This is a genomic window from Dyadobacter sp. Leaf189 (genome assembly GCF_001424405.1).
Classification (GTDB): Bacteria; Bacteroidota; Bacteroidia; order Cytophagales; family Spirosomataceae; genus Dyadobacter.
Genome location: NZ_LMPS01000007.1, coordinates 246,957 through 266,884, shown reverse-complemented (window position 1 = coordinate 266,884; position 19,928 = coordinate 246,957). Strand labels below are relative to the sequence as shown.

The window sequence follows — 19,928 nt, the reverse complement described above, 5'->3', positions numbered from 1 at the left end:
AAGCGGTTTATAGTTGTTTTTCAAAATATATACCTGCATTAAATAATAAGCGCAAAATTTTATTTTTCATATTAAATGGAGGGGAATCGGGTATGCCTTTGCGGCCATCACAGGAGACAATGTTAGGAACGTGCAGACGGCTTAATTCATTCCAAAACAAATAAGCCCTAAATAGCAGGGCCAGGCTGATAATTCCTCCAAAAGTTGCGTAATTCGCCTTCATCCTAACCATTTATCTGTCATTAATTTCAAATGAAAATCGCGATTATCGGCTGCGGCAACATGGGAATGGCGTTTGCACGTGCCTTTCTCAAATTTGACCTTGTTAAAAAAGAAGACTTTTTACTGGTAGAGAAAAGCGTAGACAGGATGGAGAGCCTGACCAGTTTTCAGCCCGGCGTGATTACAGGCGTGATCGGGCCGCAAATCGGAGAATATGATCTGATTATACTCTCTGTAAAGCCGCAGGATTTTGCGTCGGTGGGCCAGAGCTTGCAGGAAGTAGTGAAGCCAAATCAGGTTGTATTGTCGATTATGGCCGGTATTACGATCCAGAGCATTCAAAATACATTACAACACAAAGCGGTGATCCGTGCGATGCCGAATACACCTGCGATGCTGGGAATGGGCATTACCGCCTACGCAGCTTCGCCGGAAGTAGATATACAGCAGTTAAGAAGAGTCGAAAACCTGATCAATGCGACAGGCAGATCGGTTTTCCTGGAAAATGAAGAACAGCTCAATGCGGTAACTGCATTAAGCGGCAGCGGGCCGGCTTATTTCTTTTATGTGGTCAAAGCGATGATCGAGGCGGGTAAGGAAATGGGTTTTGAAGAGTCAGTAGCTGCATTGCTGGTAAAACAAACCATGCTCGGCTCTTATCACCTGATCAACACCGCCGACAAATCGCTCGACGACCTGATCAAAGCAGTAGCTTCAAAAGGTGGCACGACAGAGGCGGCATTGCGGGAGTTTGAAGGCGGCGAACTGGACGATACTTTGAAAAAGGGCATTATTGCGGCGCAGGTACGGTCAACCGAACTATCGAAAGGCTAAACTGCTTTTTAAATTTTTACACACATTCAATCAACTATAATGGAAGCAAAATCAGACAAGCTGGCCACACTGGACATTGTCCTGGACGGGCTGATGCGGAGGTACAAAGAGCGTGTTCCCGATGTGGGCACTATCCTGAATGCGATGGTGAACACAGGTATTGTTAAAAATGCCGGCGAGATTGAAAACGACCACATTGCATTCCGGACCATGGGTGTACCCCAGCTCGGCGTGCAGTCTTTTGAAAAGATCTTCCTGCATTATGGTTATGAAAAGCGCGACCATTATTTTTTTGAAGGGAAAAAGCTTGATGCCTGGTGGTACAGTCCGCCACGCGAGACAGACCCGCGCATTTTTGTCAGCGAGCTGCGTGTAGGTGATCTTTCGGAAGAGGCGCAACGCATTATCCGCAGCTATACCGACGAAGTAACAAGCGACCCTGCCGATTCGCTGGATCTGGATAATGGTTTGGAGGTAGATGCATTTCTCCACAAGCCGCTCTGGCGCACGCCGACTGTATCGGACTATCAGACTTTACTGAAAGAAAGTGAATATGCAGCCTGGGTGATTTACAACAGATATTACCTCAATCACTTCACGATCAGCGTACATAACCTGCCAGAAGGTTATAATACAGTTGCTGATTTCAATGTGTTTTTAGAAAAGAACGGGATTAAACTCAATACGTCGGGTGGAAAGGTAAAAGAAAGTCCTGACGGCGGTTTGCTGCAAAGCTCGACAGTAGCGGAAATGATCGAGGCGGAATTTGCGAATGGCGAAAAGCTGCGAATTTCAGGTTCCTACGTCGAATTTGCTGAGCGGAAAGTCTTGCCGGCATTTAAAGATATCCCCGCTGAACAAATTCAAAGAAAACACCGCAGGGACGGTTTCGAAGCAGGTAATGCAGACAAGATCTTTGAAAGTACTTATACTACGCAGACTGGGAAGTAAAAGCTTTCATATGATCAAAGAAATTAGAATGTTTTCCAGAATCGAAATCAGATAATCCTTCCCCGATCGCTGCTTTTGTTTTATCGTCAAGACCTTCCCAGAAATCTTCTTGCGATTTGGCCTCGCGAGAAAGCAGAATAAGATACGCCTGCAAAACTGCGGTATCGTCGATAAAATCTATCAATGCATGCAGGCTGGATTTAAGATCGTTTTGACTCATACTTTACCAGTTTAGCATTAATTAAATTAAGACGCTTTCAAATCTGCGTGACTAAAACAAATCAAAAAAGTCTACACCGTAACACCGTCAAACCAGTTGCGACAGGTCGAACAGTACATCAGGATCGAAGTCGAGTGGAGCGGGAATTGGCTTTCCATCATAATCCAGCATTTCAGTCACATTATCCCAATAGATTGTCCTTCCGTCAGACTTGGCTTTGCTGAATGTTTCAGGTTGTAAGATTTTAAAGAAAACAGTATCCTCTTTCTGAAAGTACTCCGCAAGAAAAACGCCAAAATCAATCATACGCATTTGGTTATCCGACCACAGAGCCGTAATAACGAAAGGTTTGACTGAAATGATTTTTTTAACTCTGGGATTCATTATTGCAGCGGTCTAATTTTCCTGAATCGAGCATCGTCTTTCTGAGATTCGAAATAGTTAAGATACAACTCTTCACGATAAAGTTCAACCCAAGCCTGAACGAGACGAGTTTGTTTACGAGGAAAATCTCCTGCTATTACATTACCCGTCTCAATCGAGAACTGCGCTTCCTGCCCTGCATACTCCGCATGAAAATGCGGAGGCAGGTGGTCTTTGAAATACATGAAAATTACAATTCCGAAAAAACGGGAGATCTCTGGCATAAGTTCAGGGGATAGTGTGTTAAAACAACTCCCCAAAAATAACCTTTATTCCGCAACCAGGAAATGCACGATCCGGCAGGCGGTACCAGCGCTTTCTTTGTTCTTTTCAGAAGATATTGTCAGTTTCAACTTGTGTTTGCCGGAAGATAACTCGTCGTCTAGCATGAGGTACCAGGGTAAATGCAGCTGCGTACTCCACCTTGTAAACAAATCCATCGTTTTCGGCTTCTTGCCGTCGATAGAATAGGAAATGATCCCCGCATCCGGACCGGAAATGATCGCGATCCCAACTCCCCGACCTTTAAACGAAAGCTCGAATGAAGCATTTGCAGTTTCGCCAACAAGCATTGGTACATTCACAAAACCTCCGCGGGTAGACAGTTTTGTTGCCGGCTTCCAGCTTGGATCCAATGCAAACCCTTTAAGGTTTTTAGCTTCTTCGATGGAATGATAACCTGCCTTTTCGTAGGAGAATTTATCAATTGCATTTGGGAATTGGGTCGTTGCTTCTGCGGCGGCGAAATCTTTCTTTAACAGCTCCTTTATCGTCTGAAAATAGATTTCCTGTCCAAATGGGGACGGATGTAAATCCTTGAAATCGTACTCCCAAGAAAACTCTCCTGCTTTAATCCGGTCGTAAACTTCTTTGGCAAGATTAATATATGAAGCGCCATAATACTTGGCAATGCGCTGATGCACGGCCACTTCCTTAGGCTCCTTACCTTTTTCATAATCGGCGTTTTTCAGTGGTTCCGCGAAAGCCATTAACACGATATTTGCTTTGGGATTTGCAGTATGCATTTGTCTGACAATCCCTTCCAGCGCACGAACCTGCGCTTTTTCACTAAATCCATTTCCACGATCATTGACTGCCGATTCAAGGAACAGCAGATCGGGGGTGCCTTTGGCTAAAACATCGCGGCTGAACCGGAATGCGTGCGGGGTACTTCCCAGTGACGGGATACCTGCCGTAATAAATGTAAATTCAGTGTCGGGAAAACGTTCCTGCAGATATTGCGAGGTCTTGTTCCGCCAGCCGGGGTTGTGCGTAATCGAGCCGCCTAGAAACGCGACGGTACCTTTTTTAGTTGTCTTAAATTTTTCAAACGCATTTCCCAATCCCGCATTAACCTCCATGTAAGGTTCATGCGAAAGCGGCTTTGTTACCGGAACACTGTTCTGCTCGATGAAATTGGCGAAAAATTCGGGGTGCTCGATTGGGAAATGGTGCCCTTCCAGGGTCTGCTCACCGCGTGTCATCGGGTAAACGACACTAGGACCGCCGAGTTGCTGGTAATTTTTGATAAGCAAATCGCTGTTTTCGGAAGGAGGAACCAGCTTGTCGTTTAAACCAATCACATGAACTACCGGTACTTTGTAGGCCGCTAATCCGGCAAGATCATTTAATGGGATATCAGTGAATTTGGCTGCTTCTTCCTCATTCTTTTCAAAGAGTTTGAGCCACTCAGCCCAATCCTTTTCCGAACCGGCACCTTTTCCTTTACCTCCCGGCCAGCTTCCGGGATCACATACCGGTGCCTCGGCGTATATGCAGCTTACCTTGTCGGGGTTCCTTTTTGCCCAACCATACACATACAAGCCTCCGCGGCTAACTCCCTCCAATGCTACTTTGGGAGCAAACTGCTTTTCTTTGACCAGGTAATCGTAAAAAGCATCCCACACCTGCATCGCTTTGGGATGAGCAAAGAGATCGTTGGTATTTACATAAGCAATGTGAAACCCGCGCGACAGCAGGATACTATCCATTTCGGTATGCCAGGTGGGGAAATGTGCCCGCCAAACCCACGGTTTGCCCGGTATTTCCTTAATCGGCTTTACATACCAGGCTTCGCGGTTCTCAAATGTGATTGTTACCTTTTCAAATCCTTTCCAGGAAGTGCTTTTCTCGGCTTGTTGTGCGACGATAATGTGCGTCGCAAGCGTCAAAACACCTATAAAGAGCCACTTTGCATATTTTTTTACCATAACCGATAAAGTTGAGATCGCGCGGAATTTACCGCATTCGCCGGCTCCATGGTATGATATTTGAGTGTACTGTTTCTAAAAACAAGCTAAGAACTTATGGATAAGATCGAAAAGTTTAAATCCATGGAGAAGATTCTCCGTGAAATTGAAGATTTGAAAAACAGTGAAACTGCCGTTATTAAAAAGATCGGACAGATTGAAACAGAGAATATGAACCTGAACATTCAGGACCTTGATAAATCACTCAACGAGATTTATGACGGTGCTTACAAAAACCTGGAAAATGTGGAAACACTCCATAATTCTTTCACGGAAACCGTTTCGGATTTCAAAGAGAAAAACAACATTACTGATGAGATGTTAATGGAAATCAGAGAGTAATCTCATACTTCCTTTAAGACAAAAAAAGCTGCATTGAGCAGCTTTTTTTGTCTTAAAGCGTATTTCGTTAAAGTCCGGCATCGTCGGAAGCGCCTTTTGCCAGAGCTACCCAATCCAGTTTAGACCGGCCTTTCGCCAATGCGGATACAAAACGGTTTTTGACCAGATCAGCGAGCGGCATGGGTGCATTTACCTTGGCCGAAGCCTGTAACGTAAGGTTAATATCTTTCAAGCCAAGTGGAAGACTGAACAGTACCGGCTCGTAGGTATGCTGTGCCACCATCTTACCATAATTTTGAAAAATCGGTGCGGCAAACAAGGTGGATGTGAGCATTTCATAGATGTTCTGGCGCGGAATGCCGCTTTTTTCAGCCAGTGTAAATGCTTCTGCCATCATTTCAAGGCTTGCAGCAATCATGAAGTTTCCGCAAAGCTTGATCACGTTAGCGGCGCCCGGATCATCCCCGAAGTCGAAAACACCTTTTACAAAGTTTTGCACCAAAGGTTTCACCCGCTCCCGCGCCGAAGCTTCTCCCGAAATTACAATATTGCCCATTCCCGAACGTACCGCATCAGGACGCGCGAAAATCGGTGCCGCTACGTAGCTTACACCGTGCCTTTTGTGTGTCTCGGCCAGTTTCCGCGAACAATCGGGTGAGATCGTACTCATCGAAACATGCAGTGCACCTTCGCCCAACTTTGCCAGCAGCTCCTCAGAAAATGTCGTTTCCACCGCATTGTCATCTGCAAGTACAGAAAATACAATTCCGCCGGGAAGAATCGCTTCTACCGGGCTATCTGCCACTTTCGCTCCCGATTTGGCGAGTGGCTCTGCTTTCGAGCTGGTTCGGTTCCAGACTGTCAGCTCAAAACCCGAATCCATCAATCTTTCTGCTATTGGTGCTCCCAGGTTACCAAGACCAAGAAATGCAATTTGTTCAGCCATAATACAATTGAAATGTGGATATGAATACTTAATGAATGCGATTTAAACCTGCATAATTCCAACATTGAAGGGTTTTTCGATCGGCGCCTGGTCGGCGGCCTGTATCCCTGCTGAAATGATTGTCCTCGTCTGCACAGGATCTATAATTCCGTCAACCCAAAGCCGCGCGGCAGCATAGTAGGGAGACAGCTCCTCGTTGTAGCGATCGGTGATTTCCCGAAGCAATTTCTCTTCCTGCTCAGGTGTGATCACTTCTCCTTTTGCTTTTAATGTGGCTGTTTGCACCTGTAACAATGTTTTGGCCGCAGTAGCGCCACTCATAACGGCCATTTGTGCTGTTGGCCACGCAAAAATCAGTCGGGGATCATATGCCTTTCCACACATTGCATAATTTCCCGCCCCATAAGAGTTACCGATAATGAAGGTAAACTTCGGCACTACAGAATTGGCTACCGCATTTACCATTTTGGCCCCGTCTTTGATGATACCACCCTGCTCAGCCCGGCTGCCTACCATAAATCCGGTTACGTCGTGGAAGAAGATCAGCGGGATCTTTTTCTGGTTGCAGTTCATGATAAACCGCGCCGCCTTATCGGCAGACTCTCCGTAGATGACGCCGCCCATTTGCATTTCACCCTTTCCTGACTTCACCATTTTCCGCTGATTGGCCACTATCCCCACTGCCCAGCCGTCAATCCGGGCGTAAGCGCAGATCAATGTCTTGCCGTAATCGGGTTTGTATTCGTCCAGCTCGGAGCCGTCCACGATACATTCCAGAATAGGAAGTACATCGTACGGTTTTAGCCTGTCGACAGGAAGCAGGTTGTATATTTCTTCGGGGTTGCGGCCTGGAACTGTTGCAGGTTTCCGGTCAAATCCGGCCGAAAGTGGCCTTCCGATCTTATCAATATGCCTCCGGATTGCGTCCAGGCACGATTTATCGTCTGGAAACTTGTTGTCAGTTACTCCGGAGATCTCGCAATGCATGGCTGCACCGCCAAGTACTTCGGCATCTACATCTTCCCCAATGGATGATTTTACAAGATAGGGCCCTGCCAGAAAAACAGACCCGGTACCTTCCACAATAAAGGCTTCGTCGGACATAATCGGCAGGTACGCGCCGCCTGCGACACAGCTTCCCATAATCGCCGAGAGCTGTACAATTCCCATTGCAGACATTTGGGCATTGTTCCTGAAAATCCGCCCGAAATGCTCTTTATCAGCGAATACCTCTGCCTGCATAGGAAGATAAACGCCGGCGCTATCTACCAGATAGATCACAGGTAAGCGGTTTTCCATTGCAATTTCCTGTGCACGCAGGTTTTTCTTGGCTGCAATCGGGAACCAGGCGCCTGCTTTGACAGTCGCGTCGTTGGCTACGATCATGCATTGTTTTCCTGAGACTATCCCAATACCCGTCACCACGCCGCCTGAGGGGCAGCCGCCCTCCTCGGCGTACATATTATCTGCTACGAATGCACCAATCTCCACGAAGTGTGATTCCGGATCAATAAGATAATCAATCCTTTCGCGGGCAGTGAGCTTTCCTTTTTTATGCTGCGCTTCGATCTTCTTGATTCCGCCGCCCAGTTTTACCTGATCATATTTCTGATGGAGTATTTGCAGCAATTGCGGGAGACTTTCCTGTGTAGTCATAAGGCAGATCAAGTGTGGATTGTTTCACAAAATAAAAAGTCGTTTACCCGCAAGCAAACGACTTTCACACTTATTGAGAAATTACTTTTCTATTTGATCACCGTCGCGGTATCCAGCGGGGATTCAGACGGGCCTTTGTCCTTTTTGCCAAAAACCGAAATGTTGATATATCGTTTGGGATGTTCTCTCAGGTTGGTCAGCAACTTGTTAAGGCTCACGATCGTCCTGTCGATATTTGTGTAAAGTGTCTCATCCTTGATCAGCTTACCCGCGGTACCTTTTCCCGACTCGACACTTGCGAGCAGGTTATGCAGCTCGCCGATCGTGCGGTTTGCATTGCGGACTGTTTCTCCAAGCTGCAATGCATTCAGGGAATCGGCCAACGTGCCCGTTTTGGTCAGAAGCGGCTTGATCTCCTTTTCAGTTTCTACCAGGGAAGTTGAAAGCTTATTGAGATTGGAAGTAAGTGCGAGCAGATTGGTGCGGTTTTCAGTTAACAATCCCTGCAGGCTGCTGCCTGTCTGATTGTAGTTTTTAAGTACCTGATTTAAGATAAGTCCCGTTTCTTCAAAACCCGCCACTACCTGGTTCAGGTTTTTGATCAGCGAGTCGGCGTGGGTTACAAGCGGCAATGCCTGTTGCTGCAAAACGGTTGTAATACCTGCCTCCTTTTTGGCCAGAAGTGTGTCCCCATCCTGCATTGGAGCTCCGGTACCAGCTGACAAATGGATTACTTTCCCGCCAAGCAAACCGCCGTCCGCGAGAATGGCAGCACTTCCACCCGGGACGTCAATGCCTTTTTGAATATCCAGTGAAACCAGCAGTTGATTTTGACGGTCCTGCAACAACCTGATCTCCCGCACCCGACCAATATTCAGTCCATTGAGGAGCACCGGGTTAGAGGCCGTGAGGCCATCGATATTGTCATAAATCACATAATACTGCTTGGTTCTTGAGAAAACGTCGGAACCTTTGAGGATATGGAAGCCGAAATACAGCATCACCATTGCGGCAATTGCCATTATTCCAACTTTTGCTTCTCTTGATAATTTCATGGACTAAATAATTTCCTGCATCAATCAGCGGGCAGGTATGGGCAGTACTAAGTTTAAATCGGTTGCTTAAAGGTCAAACATCAAATTATCAAAAATTGTTTTGACAATTCAAAACATCGGCGAGCCGGTTACTTAACGGTCCATATCTTTTTTATACGCCATAAATGCCTGGTGGATCGACTCGGCTACTTCCTCTTGTCCGTCCTTCGAGCTGAGGTAATCCTCTTCATCAGGTGAGGACAAAAAGCCTGTTTCGATCAGCACACTGGGCATAGCGCAGCGCCACAAAACAAGAAATCCCGCCTGCTTAACTCCCCGGCTTTCGCGGTCAGATACAGACTGGAATTTTTTCTCGATCAGGTCGGCAAGGCGCAAGCTACTGGAAATGAAAGCGCTCTGGTAGTTGGCCAGCATTATATGGGCTAGCGGAGAGTTAGGGTCAAAACCCTTGTATTTCTGTTTGTAGTTGGTTTCCTGCAAAATTACCGAGTTCTCCCTTTTCGCTACTTCGAGGTTACCTTCTGTTTTGTGCAAACCCATGACGAAGGTTTCGGTACCGTGGACCGTTTTGGACCGTGGGGTTGCATTGCAGTGAATGGAGATAAAAAGATCGGCGTTGTTGCGGTTAGCAAATGCGGAACGCTCGCCCAATTCGATAAAAACGTCAGTGGACCTGGTGTAGAGTACTTTCACATCCGGCGTTGCATCCTTGATCTTCCGGCCCAGTTCCAGCGCGACGCTCAATGCAACATCTTTCTCCTTCGTGTTACGTCCTCTTGTTCCCGGGTCTTTTCCTCCGTGACCCGCATCAATCACCACTGTATTTACTCTACTTGATTTGGAAGCCGCAGGTTCCTGTTGAAATACGAAAGCAAGACTTGCCAGCAGGAAACTTGCAGCAATTACTGATTTAAGAACTTTTAACATTATTTTTTAATTGGGGCGTTACTCGTTCGAGGTTTCTCTGCTAATTTTGAAAATCGTTATGCAAAAATACTCTATTTGTTAAAACTGAAAAGAAAGGCGATTATTATATCGTCAGTGGTTGCGGCGTTTCTCCTGTTCAGCACTTTAGCCTGTGTGCAGCAACGCTCCAAGGGGTCCGGGAAAAAACAGAGTAAGCAGAATGTTTCATCTTCTGAAAAGCAATCAACCGATCCTCTTCTTACCGATAAACAAAAAGCCGGTACTGACTCTTCAGGTACCGGTAAGCCTCGTACGTCCCAGCTAGTTACGGCCGCAGATTCTTTGCGCGTCAATCTTGCCGACTCCACGCAGGCCGACTCTGTTGCTGCCGATACTATTTCAAATCCTGACGATTTACAAAACACCGTTGAATACAGCGCGGTAGATTCCACCATTATGGATGCGGTCCTCAAACAGGTGCATTTGTATGGAAGCGCGGAGGTAAATTACGGGACGATCAACCTGAAAGCCAATTACATCCGGCTCAACTGGGTTACCAATGAAGTATATGCAATAGGCACCTACGATTCCACGGCCAAGAAAATGGCAGGCGAGCCTATCTTTCAGGATGGGCCCGAGACTTACAATACAAAGGAGATCAGGTACAACTTCAAATCACAGAAAGCGCTGATCCAGGGGATTGTGACGCAGGAAGGTGACGGTAATATCCGCGGGGAAAAGGTTAAAAAGGACGCTGAGGGTAACTTTTACATTCGTCACTCCATTTACACCACCTGTAACCTCACCCACCCGCATTACTTTATCAATGCGCCGAAAATCAAGATGGTAAACAAAAAGCAGGTGATATCAGGGCCATTCAACCTGGTCATCAGCGACGTTCCATTGCCCATTGCGCTGCCTTTTGGTTTTTTCCCGTTTCCAAAGAAAAAAGAAAGTGGTACAAGCGGGATCATTGTCCCTACTTACGGCGAAGAGCCGAACGGGCGCGGATTTTACCTTCGTGAAGGCGGCTACTATTTTGCAATCAATGAATATGTAAATGCAATTGTGACCGGGCAGATCTATTCTTCCGGAAGCTGGGGGCTGGGCGTAGCTTCCACATACATCAAACGCTACCAGTACAGCGGTAACTTTTCATTTAGGTTTAATAAAAATAAGCCAAGTGATGAAATAGACAGACTTCTTGGTCGGGGCGTAACAAACGATTTCAGTGTGGTATGGTCGCATTCTCCCAAGCCGAGAGGGAATTCGCAATTCTCTGCGAATGTGAATGTGAGTAGTAACAGCTATAACCAATTACAGGCGTTTGATACAGAAAGATATACATCCAATGTGGCGAGCTCATCGGTACAGTATAACCGTACTTTCGGGCAGTATGCGAGAGCGGCGGCCAGCTTGCGTGTGAATCAAAACTTCGGTCAGATCAATCCTCAGACACAAAGACGCGAGAACGGAAAGACGAACGTTTCCACCGATTTCAGTTTTGGTATCAACCAAATTGCGCCGTTTGCCTTAAAAGGTGGGCGTGGTCGCTGGTACGAGAGCTTCCGCCTGGGTCTGGATTTCAGCGGAAACTACGCATTGACGAACTCCCTGACTGCAATTGATACTTCTTCCGCCCGGCTTGGTTTTCAGATCTCCAATACGGTTGACACCACCCGCGTAGGTGTAACGAAGGTGGTACCTTTCAATCTGAGTACATTACCGGATATGTTGAAAGATGCGCAGTTTACAGGCCGGTACAGCCTGCCTATTTCGCTGCCCAACTTCAAGGTATTGCGTTTTGTAAACGTAACACCGAGCCTTTCGCTGCAAGGTGAAGTTTTTACAAAGCAATATGCCTATTCGGTCGATACGCTAACAAACAAGGTGCGCATAGATACACTGAAGCAGGCTGGCACTGAGTATTCTTATAATTTCGGGGCGGGTATTAACACCCGTTTTTACGGCACATTCTTTATCCGGGGGCGGCGCCTGGAAGCGATCCGGCACACAGTTATACCTTCGCTTTCATTCACTTATACGCCAGACTTCACTGGTGACGCTTTTGGTTTTTATCAAAAAATCAATGTGCGGGACAGAGAGGGGGAGATAAAAGACTATTCACTTTCAAGGTTCAGGGGAATCGGGCAGAACATCGGTAACGGGCGCGCCAGCAGCGTCGTTTCATTCAGCTTGAACAACTCTTTTGAAATGAAACTCAAGTCAAAGAGTGACACGGCTGCGCAACAGTTTGAGAAGGTGTCCTTACTCGACAATTTAAGTTTGGGTGGAAGCTACAACCTGCTGGCCGATTCATTGAACCTGTCCAATATTACGGTCAATGCCAATGCAAGGATCGGGCGTAACCTGAACCTGAATTTTAATATGAACCTCGATCCCTACGCGTACGAGGCCAATCCGAACATTCTGACTAATCAGGTTGGATATAAGGTGAATAAATACGCGATTACGCAGGGGCAAGGTTTGGCCAATCTTCAAAACCTCGGATTTACATTAGGTACCAGCTTCGCGCCGAAAGGTTCTGACAAAACCAAAAAGCCCGTAGTAAATGGCCCGACTACCGATCCTGCTAATACCGCCACAGAAGAGCAGCGCGAATTTATCGCTCAAAATCCGGAGCTATACGTGGATTTTAATGTACCCTGGACGCTTTCTCTTAACTATAACTTTGGTCTGACTAAGCCGGGCTTATCACGGGCAACGCTGATCCAGGCGGTACAAGCGACGGGCGACCTGAGCTTGTCCAAGAACTTCAAGGTCAGCGTGAGCAGTGGTTTTGACTTTGTCGCATTCTCCCCCACTATTACACAACTTACGCTTTACAGGGATTTGCATTGCTGGGATATGAGTTTCAGCTGGACCCCCTTTGCCGGTAGCGCGGCGCGTATGAGCAATTACAGCTTCACATTGAAAGTGAAATCAGCTATTCTGCAGGATTTGAAAGTGACCCGCCGCCGCTCATTCTACGACAGATCAGCTTACTAATTGGCAATTTGGCTTCCCTTTGAAGTTTGCATTGGGCACAAAAAAGGGCCGCCTGAAAGGCAGCCCTCCAAAAGATCTTCTGGCCTGATTACTTGGAAGAAGGTTTAGCTGCCGATTTCGGAACAACTTCACCATTCAGGTATAAAGTAATTGAACCACCTTCTGTGTTACTGAAAACAGTAACAGGCTTATTGAAAGGACCAGCTGCTGCTGCATTAAAGGTAGCTTTTACAGATCCTGTTTTTCCTGGTAGTACCGGCTCTTTTGACCAAACCGGAGTAGTACATCCGCAAGACACAGTCACATTGGATAGAACCACCGGATCACTGCCCGTGTTTGTAAAGACGAACTCGTGCGTAACTGGTGTTCCCTGAGGTACTTTACCAAACTTGTGCGTTTCCTCTTTGAATTTCAAAACACCTTTCTGAGCAAAACTAACGGTACTTAGGCCTACCAATAGAACCAGCGCTGAAAAAAATACTTTCATAACTTTGACTATACATTAAGTGGTGAAAAACTATTTAGCAAACAAGATTAATGTTTAAAAATTAAATTTAATAATCGTTAACCAATATTAACAGAAGGCATTGATTGATCGTGCCTGAGGCGATTATTATTTTGACACATAATTTTGGCTTGCATTCAAAAAAACGTAATTTAACTACGGATTCATACCCGAAAATTTTGCTTATGCTTCAAAATGATAGTTTGACTGGTGCCGGTATTTTAAGTAAAGAAAACATTATCAGTGACTACCGTCTTGCATGTGAGAGTCGCCAGGTAAGTTTGCTGGGCAGAAAGGATACTATGGGCGGGCGGTCTAAATTTGGCATTTTCGGAGACGGTAAAGAGGTAGCCCAGATCGCGCTCGCGCGCACTTTCAGGCCAGGCGATTTCAGGTCCGGCTATTACAGGGACCAGACGATCGAAGCAGCAGTAGGTAACCTGACCTGGCAGCAATTTTTTGCGCAAATGTACGCGCACGCAGACCTCGAACACGAACCTAATACAGGTGGAAGGTCGATGAACGGCCACTTTTCAACACGCTGGCTGGATGAAAACGGGCAGTGGCTCGACCAGACAAAGCTCTACAATTCTGTTTGTGATATTTCTTCCACGGCCGGACAAATGCCTCGCGCTGTGGGCCTTGCTTACGCTTCCAAATTATTTAAATCGAATAAGCAGCTGCATAACCTGACCAGGTTCTCACGGCAGGGAAATGAAATCGCGTACGCAACTATTGGCGATGCTTCTACTTCTCAGGGCATGTTCTGGGAAGCCATGAATGCGGCCGGAGTACTGCAAGTTCCATTGCTCACTTCTGTGTGGGATGATGGTTACGGAATTTCTGTACCGATTGAATATCAGACTACAAAAGGCAGTATTTCCAAAGCACTGGCAGGTTTACAGCGGAATGAAGATGAGCCAGGAATCGAAATACTGACCGTAAATGGCTGGGATTACCCGGCTTTGATTGAAACCTACGAGAAAGCCGCGAATATCTGCCGGACCGAGCACGTGCCGGTTTTGGTACATGTTACTGAACTGACCCAGCCACAAGGCCACTCTACTTCTGGCTCTCACGAGCGGTATAAGTCCAAGCAAAGGCTGCATTGGGAAAACGAACGCGACTGCAACCTGCGTTTCCGCGATTGGATCCTCAAAAACGGCTACGCAACAGACGAAGAACTGGAACAGATTGAAGCCGAGGCAAAAGAGACAGCTTCTCAGTCACGGAATAAAGCGTGGCAGGCTTACCGGAAAGATCTGGATAAAGAATACCTGGAAACCATTCAGCTGATCCAGAATGCAGGACGCGAGAGCCGGTTTACTACGGAGCTCAGCAATGTGGTCAACGAGCTGTCGCGCACTTACCTGCCTGTGCGCCGGGATATGATCGCCAGCGTCCGAAAAGTGCTCCGGATCATCGGAAAAGAAGATAATCCTTTTAAAACGGCGCTGAAAGATTCCCTGAAAAACAGCATTCAGGAAAATCAGGCGCGGTTCAATACGCACCTTTACAGTGAAACTTCGGAATCTCCTTTACATGTACAACCGGTAGCACCGGCGTTTTCGGAAGACAGTCCGGTGGTGGACGGGCGCGAGGTGATACGTACCTTTTTCAATGCAACTTTCGAGAAAAATGAAAAGGTAGTTGCACTGGGAGAAGATATCGGGATGATCGGTGACGTAAACCAGGGATTTGCAGGCTTGCAGGAAAAATTCGGCGCGTTACGTATAACAGACACAGGTATCCGCGAAACGACGATCATCGGCCAGGGAATAGGAATGGCGATGCGCGGCTTGCGGCCGATTGTTGAAATCCAGTATTTTGACTACATCTACTACGCACTCGCTACATTAACCGACGACCTCGCTTCATTGCGTTACCGCACTGCCGGTGGCCAGAAAGCGCCGCTGATCATCAGAACGAGAGGCCACAGACTGGAAGGTATCTGGCATTCGGGCTCGCCAATGGGCACTATGCTCAGCAGCTTGCGCGGTTTGCACGTGATTGTGCCAAGGAATTTTGTACAGGCAGCGGGTTTTTACAATACATTATTGCGCGGTGACGATCCGGGATTAATCGTCGAACCACTTAATTCTTATCGCCAAAAAGAAATTTTACCTGATAATATCGGCGAAATCTGCATTCCGCTGGGGCAACCCGAAATTTTAAAGGAAGGAAGGGATATTACCGTTGTGACCTACGGCTCAATGTGTCGTATAGTAATGGAGGCCGCTTCTCAATTGCAAAGTGTAGGTATTGAAGTTGAAGTAATTGACGTACAGACACTTTTACCGTTTGATATAAACAGCAGCATTGTAGAATCCATTAAAAAAACGAACAGGGTGATCTTCGCTGACGAGGATTTGCCAGGTAGCGCGTCAGGTTACATGATGCAGCAGGTTTTAGAAAAACAGAATGCGTACCGATGGCTGGATTCAGCGCCAGTTACGATTTCTGCCAAAGACCACCGCCCGCCTTACGGGTCCGACGGTGACTATTTTTCCAAACCTAATATGGACGATATATTTGAAACTGTTTATCAAATCATGCGCGAAGCAGAGCCCGAGATCTATCCGGAACTGTTTTAGCGTTTGATTACATGTATCAAAAATCAGGAAAAAGAATTTTAGATATCACCATAGCGGCGACAGGGATTTTACTCCTGTGGCCGCTTTTTGTTTGGATACTGTTCATTGTCAGCATGGACTCGCGCGGCAAACCCCTGTTCTTCCAGCAAAGGCCAGGGCTGAATGGAAAGCTTTTTACATTGATAAAATTCCGCACCATGCGTGACGGAGTTCCTACCCGCATTGGTCTCGTACTCAGAAAAGCTTCCATTGACGAAATCCCGCAGCTCTGGAATGTGCTTCGCGGCAAAATGAGCATCGTCGGTCCGCGGCCGCTATTGGCGCATTATCTTCCGCTTTATAATTCATTTCAAAACCGGCGACACGCTGTATTGCCAGGTATCACAGGAATGGCGCAGGTGAATGGGCGCAATGCAATCAGCTGGCATGAGAAGTTTCAGTACGACGTCTGGTATACTGAAAACGTTTCCTTTAAGCTGGACTTGCAAATTCTCTGGCAGACATTTTCAAAGATGCTCAATCGAAAGCAGGTTGATTTAGCGGAAATTTCTGTGGAAGAATTTAAAGGAAACTGATATGCTGCTATACGGTGCTGGCGGCCACGCGAAGGTCGTATATCAGATGCTTTTGGAGCAGGGATTTCAGGTCAAAGCTGTTTTTGACGATCAGTTTTCATCGGTTTTCCACTATCATCAGGTCACATTATATGATCCTGAAATCTTTCCTGAAAGCCTGCTTCTTGTTGCAATCGGCAATAATTACGCAAGACGCGCAGTCGCTGAGAACGTACAGCATCAATTTGGAAAGTTGATTCACAAATCTGCATTGGTAGGTGCTGATGCAAACCTTGGTGCAGGTTCAATGGTTTTTCACCGGGCTATTATCCAGACGGAAGCGCAGGTCGGCAAACACGTTATTGTGAATACAGGTGCTATCATCGAGCATGAATGTCGGCTCAGTGACTTCGTACATGTTGCGCCACGAGCTACGCTTTGCGGGAATGTACGGGTTGGAGAAAATACGTTGCTGGGCGCGGGCTGCATTGTTTTACCCGGAATTTCAATCGGCAAAAACTGCATTATAGGAGCCGGCAGCGTTGTAACCAGGAATGTGCCGGATAGCACAACTGTTGCAGGCAACCCGGCAAGAAAACTGACTTATTAACACACACAAATGGATTACAAAATCTGGCTATCGCCTCCGCACCTTGGAGGGAAGGAATTGCAGTACATTCAGGATGCATTTGAAAGCAACTGGATTGCGTCAGCAGGCCCACATTTAGATCATTTCGAATCAGGACTTTGTGCTTACACAGGCAGTAAGCATGCTGTCGCGCTCTCTTCAGGTACAGCCGCGCTCCATTTGGCTCTTGTTATTTCTGGTGTTAAGAAGGGAGATATTGTACTCTGCCAATCGCTTACGTTTGCTGCCTCGGCTAACCCCATTCTCTACTTAGGCGCTACGCCGGTTTTTATTGACAGCGAACCACAAACCTGGAATATCTGTCCCGATGCGCTTGAACAAGCTGTTACGCAACTATTGAAATCGGGTAAAAAGCCCAAAGCATTGATTTGCGTGCATCTTTATGGAATGCCATGTCAGCTGAAAGAAGTAACAGAGATATGTGATAAGTACGGTATTGTTTTGATTGAAGATGCCGCAGAAGCAATGGGCTCTACTTACCAGGGACAGCATCTGGGTACATTCGGGCAAATGGGAGTTGCTTCTTTTAACGGGAACAAGATCATTACAACTTCTGCAGGAGGCGCATTGTTTACATACTATGAAATGGATGCGCGGAAAGCCAGATTTCTGGCAAGTCAGGCCAAAGATCCGGCACCTTACTTCCAGCACTCGGAATTGGGCTATAACTATCGGATGAGCAATATCTGTGCGGCGATCGGGCTCGGTCAGCTGGAAATATTGAACGAGCGAGTCGCGCAGCGACGCAGGAACTTTAAATGCTATTTGAATGCGTTTGAAACTATCCCAGGGCTCTCATTGCAAGAGGAAAAAGCAGGTATGTTCTCAAACCGCTGGCTTTCCACTTTCCTGTTTGATCCAGAAAAGTCAAAGCTGGCAGTAGATCAGATCAGGTTGCATTTGGCTGGTAATGGAATTGAAGCCAGACAAGTCTGGAAGCCAATGCATTTACAGCCTTTGTACAAAGACGCACAGTATTTTGGCGGCAATGTGGCAGTGTATGTTTTCACAAATGGAATTTGCTTCCCCTCTGGCTCGGCCTTGAATGAAGATAATATTGGTGAGATATGTGAAAGCGTTCTCACACTTGCCGGAATGTAAAAGAGCTGCCGGAAGTCTCCGGCAGCTCTTTCAATATGCTTTCAGCAATGATCAAGGCAATACCTCAACTTCAAACATAATTGGTGTATAAGGCGGAATTGAACCCGATCCACGCTCTTTGTAGCCTAATGCAGAAGGGAAAATAATGATTGCCTTCTCAGTTTTGCGCAGTTTGCGTATCGCCCTGTCAAAACCTGGAATTGTACCATTTGTTCCTGTCGTAATCGGAATGGTGTTTTTGTCGAACTCTTTTTCGTTCAACATCTTGCCAACGTACTTTACACTTACTGACTTACCAGGTCCAAGCGTGTCCCCAGTAACAGTATTTGTTCTAATAATAACGAGGTTGTCTGCTGTACGTTCTGATACCGGAAACTGCTTTTTAGCTAGGAACTCGTCAATCTGCTGTATCTCCGTGCGCATTTTAATCAATTCAACTTCCATTCTGATCACAGAATAGGCGGGGATGTTAACTCTGTCTGCATTCCCAAAAGCCAGATAGTACGGGAGCAGAAATGTTGCTTTTTCTCCCGTCCGCATTAACTTGATTCCAAATTCCAGACCGTAGATCTGAGTAGAAAATCCGTCAACAGGAAAGGATAATGTTGAATCCTTTTCTATTGAAAGCACCTTGGTTCCATTTAGCAGGTAACCATTGATCCGTACTGTCGCTGCTTCACCTCTCTTCGCTTTCTGCCCGCTCGGGTTCGACTTTCTGATAATGTAATAAAGTCCTGTACTGTCGCGCAGTGCCGAAGTACCAAGGCTGTCAGTTTTCAGCCATTCCTTGATCTCGTTTTCGTTTTCGGTAATTTTCTCTTCATCCTGGTTCTTATCCGAATTCATACAGCCGGACAGACTTACCACCATAGCCAGTAAAATAAACAATGCTAACTTCGTACGCTTCATTTGTTTTCTTCCTTTCTTAAATTTAATGGGATTGATATTTTAAACGATAGACTCTGCAAAAAGCATATTGGTTGTAACTACGATTTCGAAACTTCTGTAAGTACATTTTTTTCAAAGAATTTACAAAAGGAAGAAAGCGGGCACTGCATGCATTTAGGGCTTCTCGCTATGCAGATATAACGACCGTGAAGGATAAGCCAGTGATGTGCTTTGTGCACAAGCTGTTTTGGAATATACTTTACCAGTACTTTCTCAACACTGAGCGGCGTAGTGGCAGTTTTAGGAACCAGTCCAAGCCGGTGTGACACCCTGAAAACATGCGTATCCACCGCCATTGCAGGCTGGTTGAAAATAACGGAAGCAATCACATTGGCCGTTTTTCTCCCTACACCTGGCAATTTTTGTAACTCCTCCACAGATGCAGGCACTTCCGATCCAAACTGCTCCACCAGCATTCGCGCCATTCCTACGAGGTGCTTGCTTTTATTATTTGGGTAAGAAATGGAGCGGATGTAAGTAAAAACTTCTTCCGCGTTGGAAGCTGCAAGCGACTCCGGATCAGGGAAACGCTCGAACAAAGGCGGGGTAACAATATTTACACGCTTGTCTGTGCATTGCGCCGACAATATCACTGCTACCAGCAGTTCATACGGACTTGAATATTGCAGCTCGGTTTCGGGTTCAGGAAAGTTTTCAGTGAAATAATCCAGAAATAATTTAAAACGCTCCTGTCTGTGCATAAAGGGAAAACATACTCTTATACAAACAACAAAATCCAGCTATCCGATGAATAGCTGGGCAAA

The 19,928-nt window shown here is 46.4% G+C and carries 20 protein-coding genes; 8 read left to right on the top strand and 12 right to left on the bottom strand.

Features of this window, described 5'->3' with window-relative positions; genetic code table 11:
- Positions 1 to 7: 7 nt before the first annotated feature.
- Positions 8 to 223 (bottom strand): hypothetical protein, encoded by a 216-nt coding sequence (locus ASG33_RS22720; RefSeq protein WP_157474911.1) that lies wholly within the window; start codon positions 221 to 223, stop codon positions 8 to 10.
- Positions 224 to 252: 29 nt separating this feature from the next.
- Here ASG33_RS22720 and proC point away from each other — a divergent pair, with 29 nt between their 5' ends.
- Both proC and ASG33_RS22710 read left to right on the top strand, forming a co-directional pair.
- On the top strand, positions 253 to 1,056 hold the full coding sequence (gene proC, locus ASG33_RS22715; RefSeq protein WP_056291064.1) for a pyrroline-5-carboxylate reductase: 804 nt from the start codon (positions 253 to 255) through the stop codon (positions 1,054 to 1,056).
- Between the two features lie 39 nt (positions 1,057 to 1,095).
- Positions 1,096 to 2,007 carry a DUF1338 domain-containing protein gene (locus tag ASG33_RS22710; RefSeq protein WP_056291063.1) on the top strand — a complete coding sequence of 304 codons (912 nt, stop codon included), beginning with the start codon at positions 1,096 to 1,098 and terminating at the stop codon, positions 2,005 to 2,007.
- Here ASG33_RS22710 and ASG33_RS22705 read toward each other — a convergent pair.
- The 4 genes from ASG33_RS22705 to ASG33_RS22690 form a co-directional block, all read right to left on the bottom strand.
- A complete protein-coding gene (locus ASG33_RS22705; protein ID WP_056291061.1) occupies positions 1,988 to 2,227 on the bottom strand; it encodes a hypothetical protein in 240 nt (79 codons plus the stop codon). The two genes, ASG33_RS22710 and ASG33_RS22705, sit on opposite strands and share 20 nt — an antisense overlap.
- Positions 2,228 to 2,314: 87 nt before the next feature.
- Entirely contained in the window at positions 2,315 to 2,611 is a 297-nt protein-coding gene (locus ASG33_RS22700) for a hypothetical protein (RefSeq protein ID WP_056291059.1), read from the bottom strand.
- Positions 2,611 to 2,874 carry a DUF4160 domain-containing protein gene (locus ASG33_RS22695; protein WP_056291057.1) on the bottom strand — a complete coding sequence of 88 codons (264 nt, stop codon included), beginning with the start codon at positions 2,872 to 2,874 and terminating at the stop codon, positions 2,611 to 2,613. Before ASG33_RS22695 ends, ASG33_RS22700 begins: the two co-directional genes overlap by 1 nt.
- Positions 2,875 to 2,919: 45 nt before the next feature.
- Positions 2,920 to 4,860 (bottom strand): SGNH/GDSL hydrolase family protein, encoded by a 1,941-nt coding sequence (locus ASG33_RS22690; protein ID WP_056291055.1) that lies wholly within the window; start codon positions 4,858 to 4,860, stop codon positions 2,920 to 2,922.
- Positions 4,861 to 4,956: 96 nt separating this feature from the next.
- Between ASG33_RS22690 and ASG33_RS22685 the strand changes: the two genes are divergently transcribed.
- Positions 4,957 to 5,241, top strand: a complete 285-nt coding sequence (locus tag ASG33_RS22685; RefSeq protein ID WP_031528384.1) for a hypothetical protein — start codon at positions 4,957 to 4,959, stop codon at positions 5,239 to 5,241.
- A 67-nt stretch (positions 5,242 to 5,308) separates the two neighbouring features.
- Here ASG33_RS22685 and ASG33_RS22680 read toward each other — a convergent pair whose 3' ends face one another.
- The 4 genes from ASG33_RS22680 to ASG33_RS22665 all read right to left on the bottom strand — a co-directional run bounded on the left by ASG33_RS22680 (position 5,309) and on the right by ASG33_RS22665 (position 9,825).
- Positions 5,309 to 6,187 (bottom strand): NAD(P)-dependent oxidoreductase, encoded by an 879-nt coding sequence (locus tag ASG33_RS22680; protein ID WP_056291053.1) that lies wholly within the window; start codon positions 6,185 to 6,187, stop codon positions 5,309 to 5,311.
- A 42-nt stretch (positions 6,188 to 6,229) separates the two neighbouring features.
- Positions 6,230 to 7,843: an acyl-CoA carboxylase subunit beta gene (locus ASG33_RS22675; RefSeq protein WP_056291052.1), complete on the bottom strand. Its 1,614-nt coding sequence runs from the start codon at positions 7,841 to 7,843 to the stop codon at positions 6,230 to 6,232.
- A gap of 89 nt (positions 7,844 to 7,932) precedes the next feature.
- Complete coding sequence (locus tag ASG33_RS22670) at positions 7,933 to 8,898, bottom strand: MlaD family protein (RefSeq protein ID WP_056291049.1); 966 nt, start codon at positions 8,896 to 8,898, stop codon at positions 7,933 to 7,935.
- 132 nt (positions 8,899 to 9,030) lie between these two features.
- Positions 9,031 to 9,825, bottom strand: a complete 795-nt coding sequence (locus ASG33_RS22665) for an N-acetylmuramoyl-L-alanine amidase (protein WP_056291048.1) — start codon at positions 9,823 to 9,825, stop codon at positions 9,031 to 9,033.
- Between the two features lie 75 nt (positions 9,826 to 9,900).
- On the opposite strand from ASG33_RS22665, the gene ASG33_RS22660 reads away from it, so the two are divergent.
- Positions 9,901 to 12,813, top strand: a complete 2,913-nt coding sequence (locus ASG33_RS22660) for a putative LPS assembly protein LptD (protein WP_056291046.1) — start codon at positions 9,901 to 9,903, stop codon at positions 12,811 to 12,813.
- An 88-nt stretch (positions 12,814 to 12,901) separates the two neighbouring features.
- On the opposite strand, the gene ASG33_RS22655 is transcribed toward ASG33_RS22660, so the two are convergent.
- Positions 12,902 to 13,300, bottom strand: a complete 399-nt coding sequence (locus ASG33_RS22655) for a DUF1573 domain-containing protein (RefSeq protein WP_031528390.1) — start codon at positions 13,298 to 13,300, stop codon at positions 12,902 to 12,904.
- Between the two features lie 203 nt (positions 13,301 to 13,503).
- Between ASG33_RS22655 and ASG33_RS22650 the strand changes: the two genes are divergently transcribed.
- From ASG33_RS22650 to ASG33_RS22635, 4 genes are read left to right on the top strand one after another with little or no spacing between them, the layout of a single operon-like run.
- Positions 13,504 to 15,912, top strand: coding sequence for a thiamine pyrophosphate-dependent enzyme (locus tag ASG33_RS22650; RefSeq protein ID WP_056291204.1), 2,409 nt, complete (start codon positions 13,504 to 13,506; stop codon positions 15,910 to 15,912).
- Positions 15,913 to 15,923: 11 nt separating this feature from the next.
- The gene (locus ASG33_RS22645) at positions 15,924 to 16,487 is read left to right on the top strand and encodes a sugar transferase (protein WP_056291044.1); all 564 of its coding nucleotides are present in this window, start codon (positions 15,924 to 15,926) and stop codon (positions 16,485 to 16,487) included.
- Position 16,488: 1 nt separating this feature from the next.
- On the top strand, positions 16,489 to 17,076 hold the full coding sequence (locus ASG33_RS22640; protein WP_056291043.1) for an acetyltransferase: 588 nt from the start codon (positions 16,489 to 16,491) through the stop codon (positions 17,074 to 17,076).
- A gap of 9 nt (positions 17,077 to 17,085) precedes the next feature.
- Positions 17,086 to 18,216, top strand: a complete 1,131-nt coding sequence (locus tag ASG33_RS22635; protein WP_056291041.1) for an aminotransferase class I/II-fold pyridoxal phosphate-dependent enzyme — start codon at positions 17,086 to 17,088, stop codon at positions 18,214 to 18,216.
- A gap of 51 nt (positions 18,217 to 18,267) precedes the next feature.
- Here ASG33_RS22635 and ASG33_RS22630 read toward each other — a convergent pair whose 3' ends face one another.
- Together ASG33_RS22630 and nth are read right to left on the bottom strand one after the other, a co-directional pair.
- Positions 18,268 to 19,125, bottom strand: coding sequence for an FKBP-type peptidyl-prolyl cis-trans isomerase (locus tag ASG33_RS22630; RefSeq protein ID WP_056291039.1), 858 nt, complete (start codon positions 19,123 to 19,125; stop codon positions 18,268 to 18,270).
- 77 nt (positions 19,126 to 19,202) lie between these two features.
- Complete coding sequence (nth, locus tag ASG33_RS22625; RefSeq protein WP_056291038.1) at positions 19,203 to 19,865, bottom strand: endonuclease III; 663 nt, start codon at positions 19,863 to 19,865, stop codon at positions 19,203 to 19,205.
- Between the last annotated feature and the right edge of the window lie 63 nt (positions 19,866 to 19,928).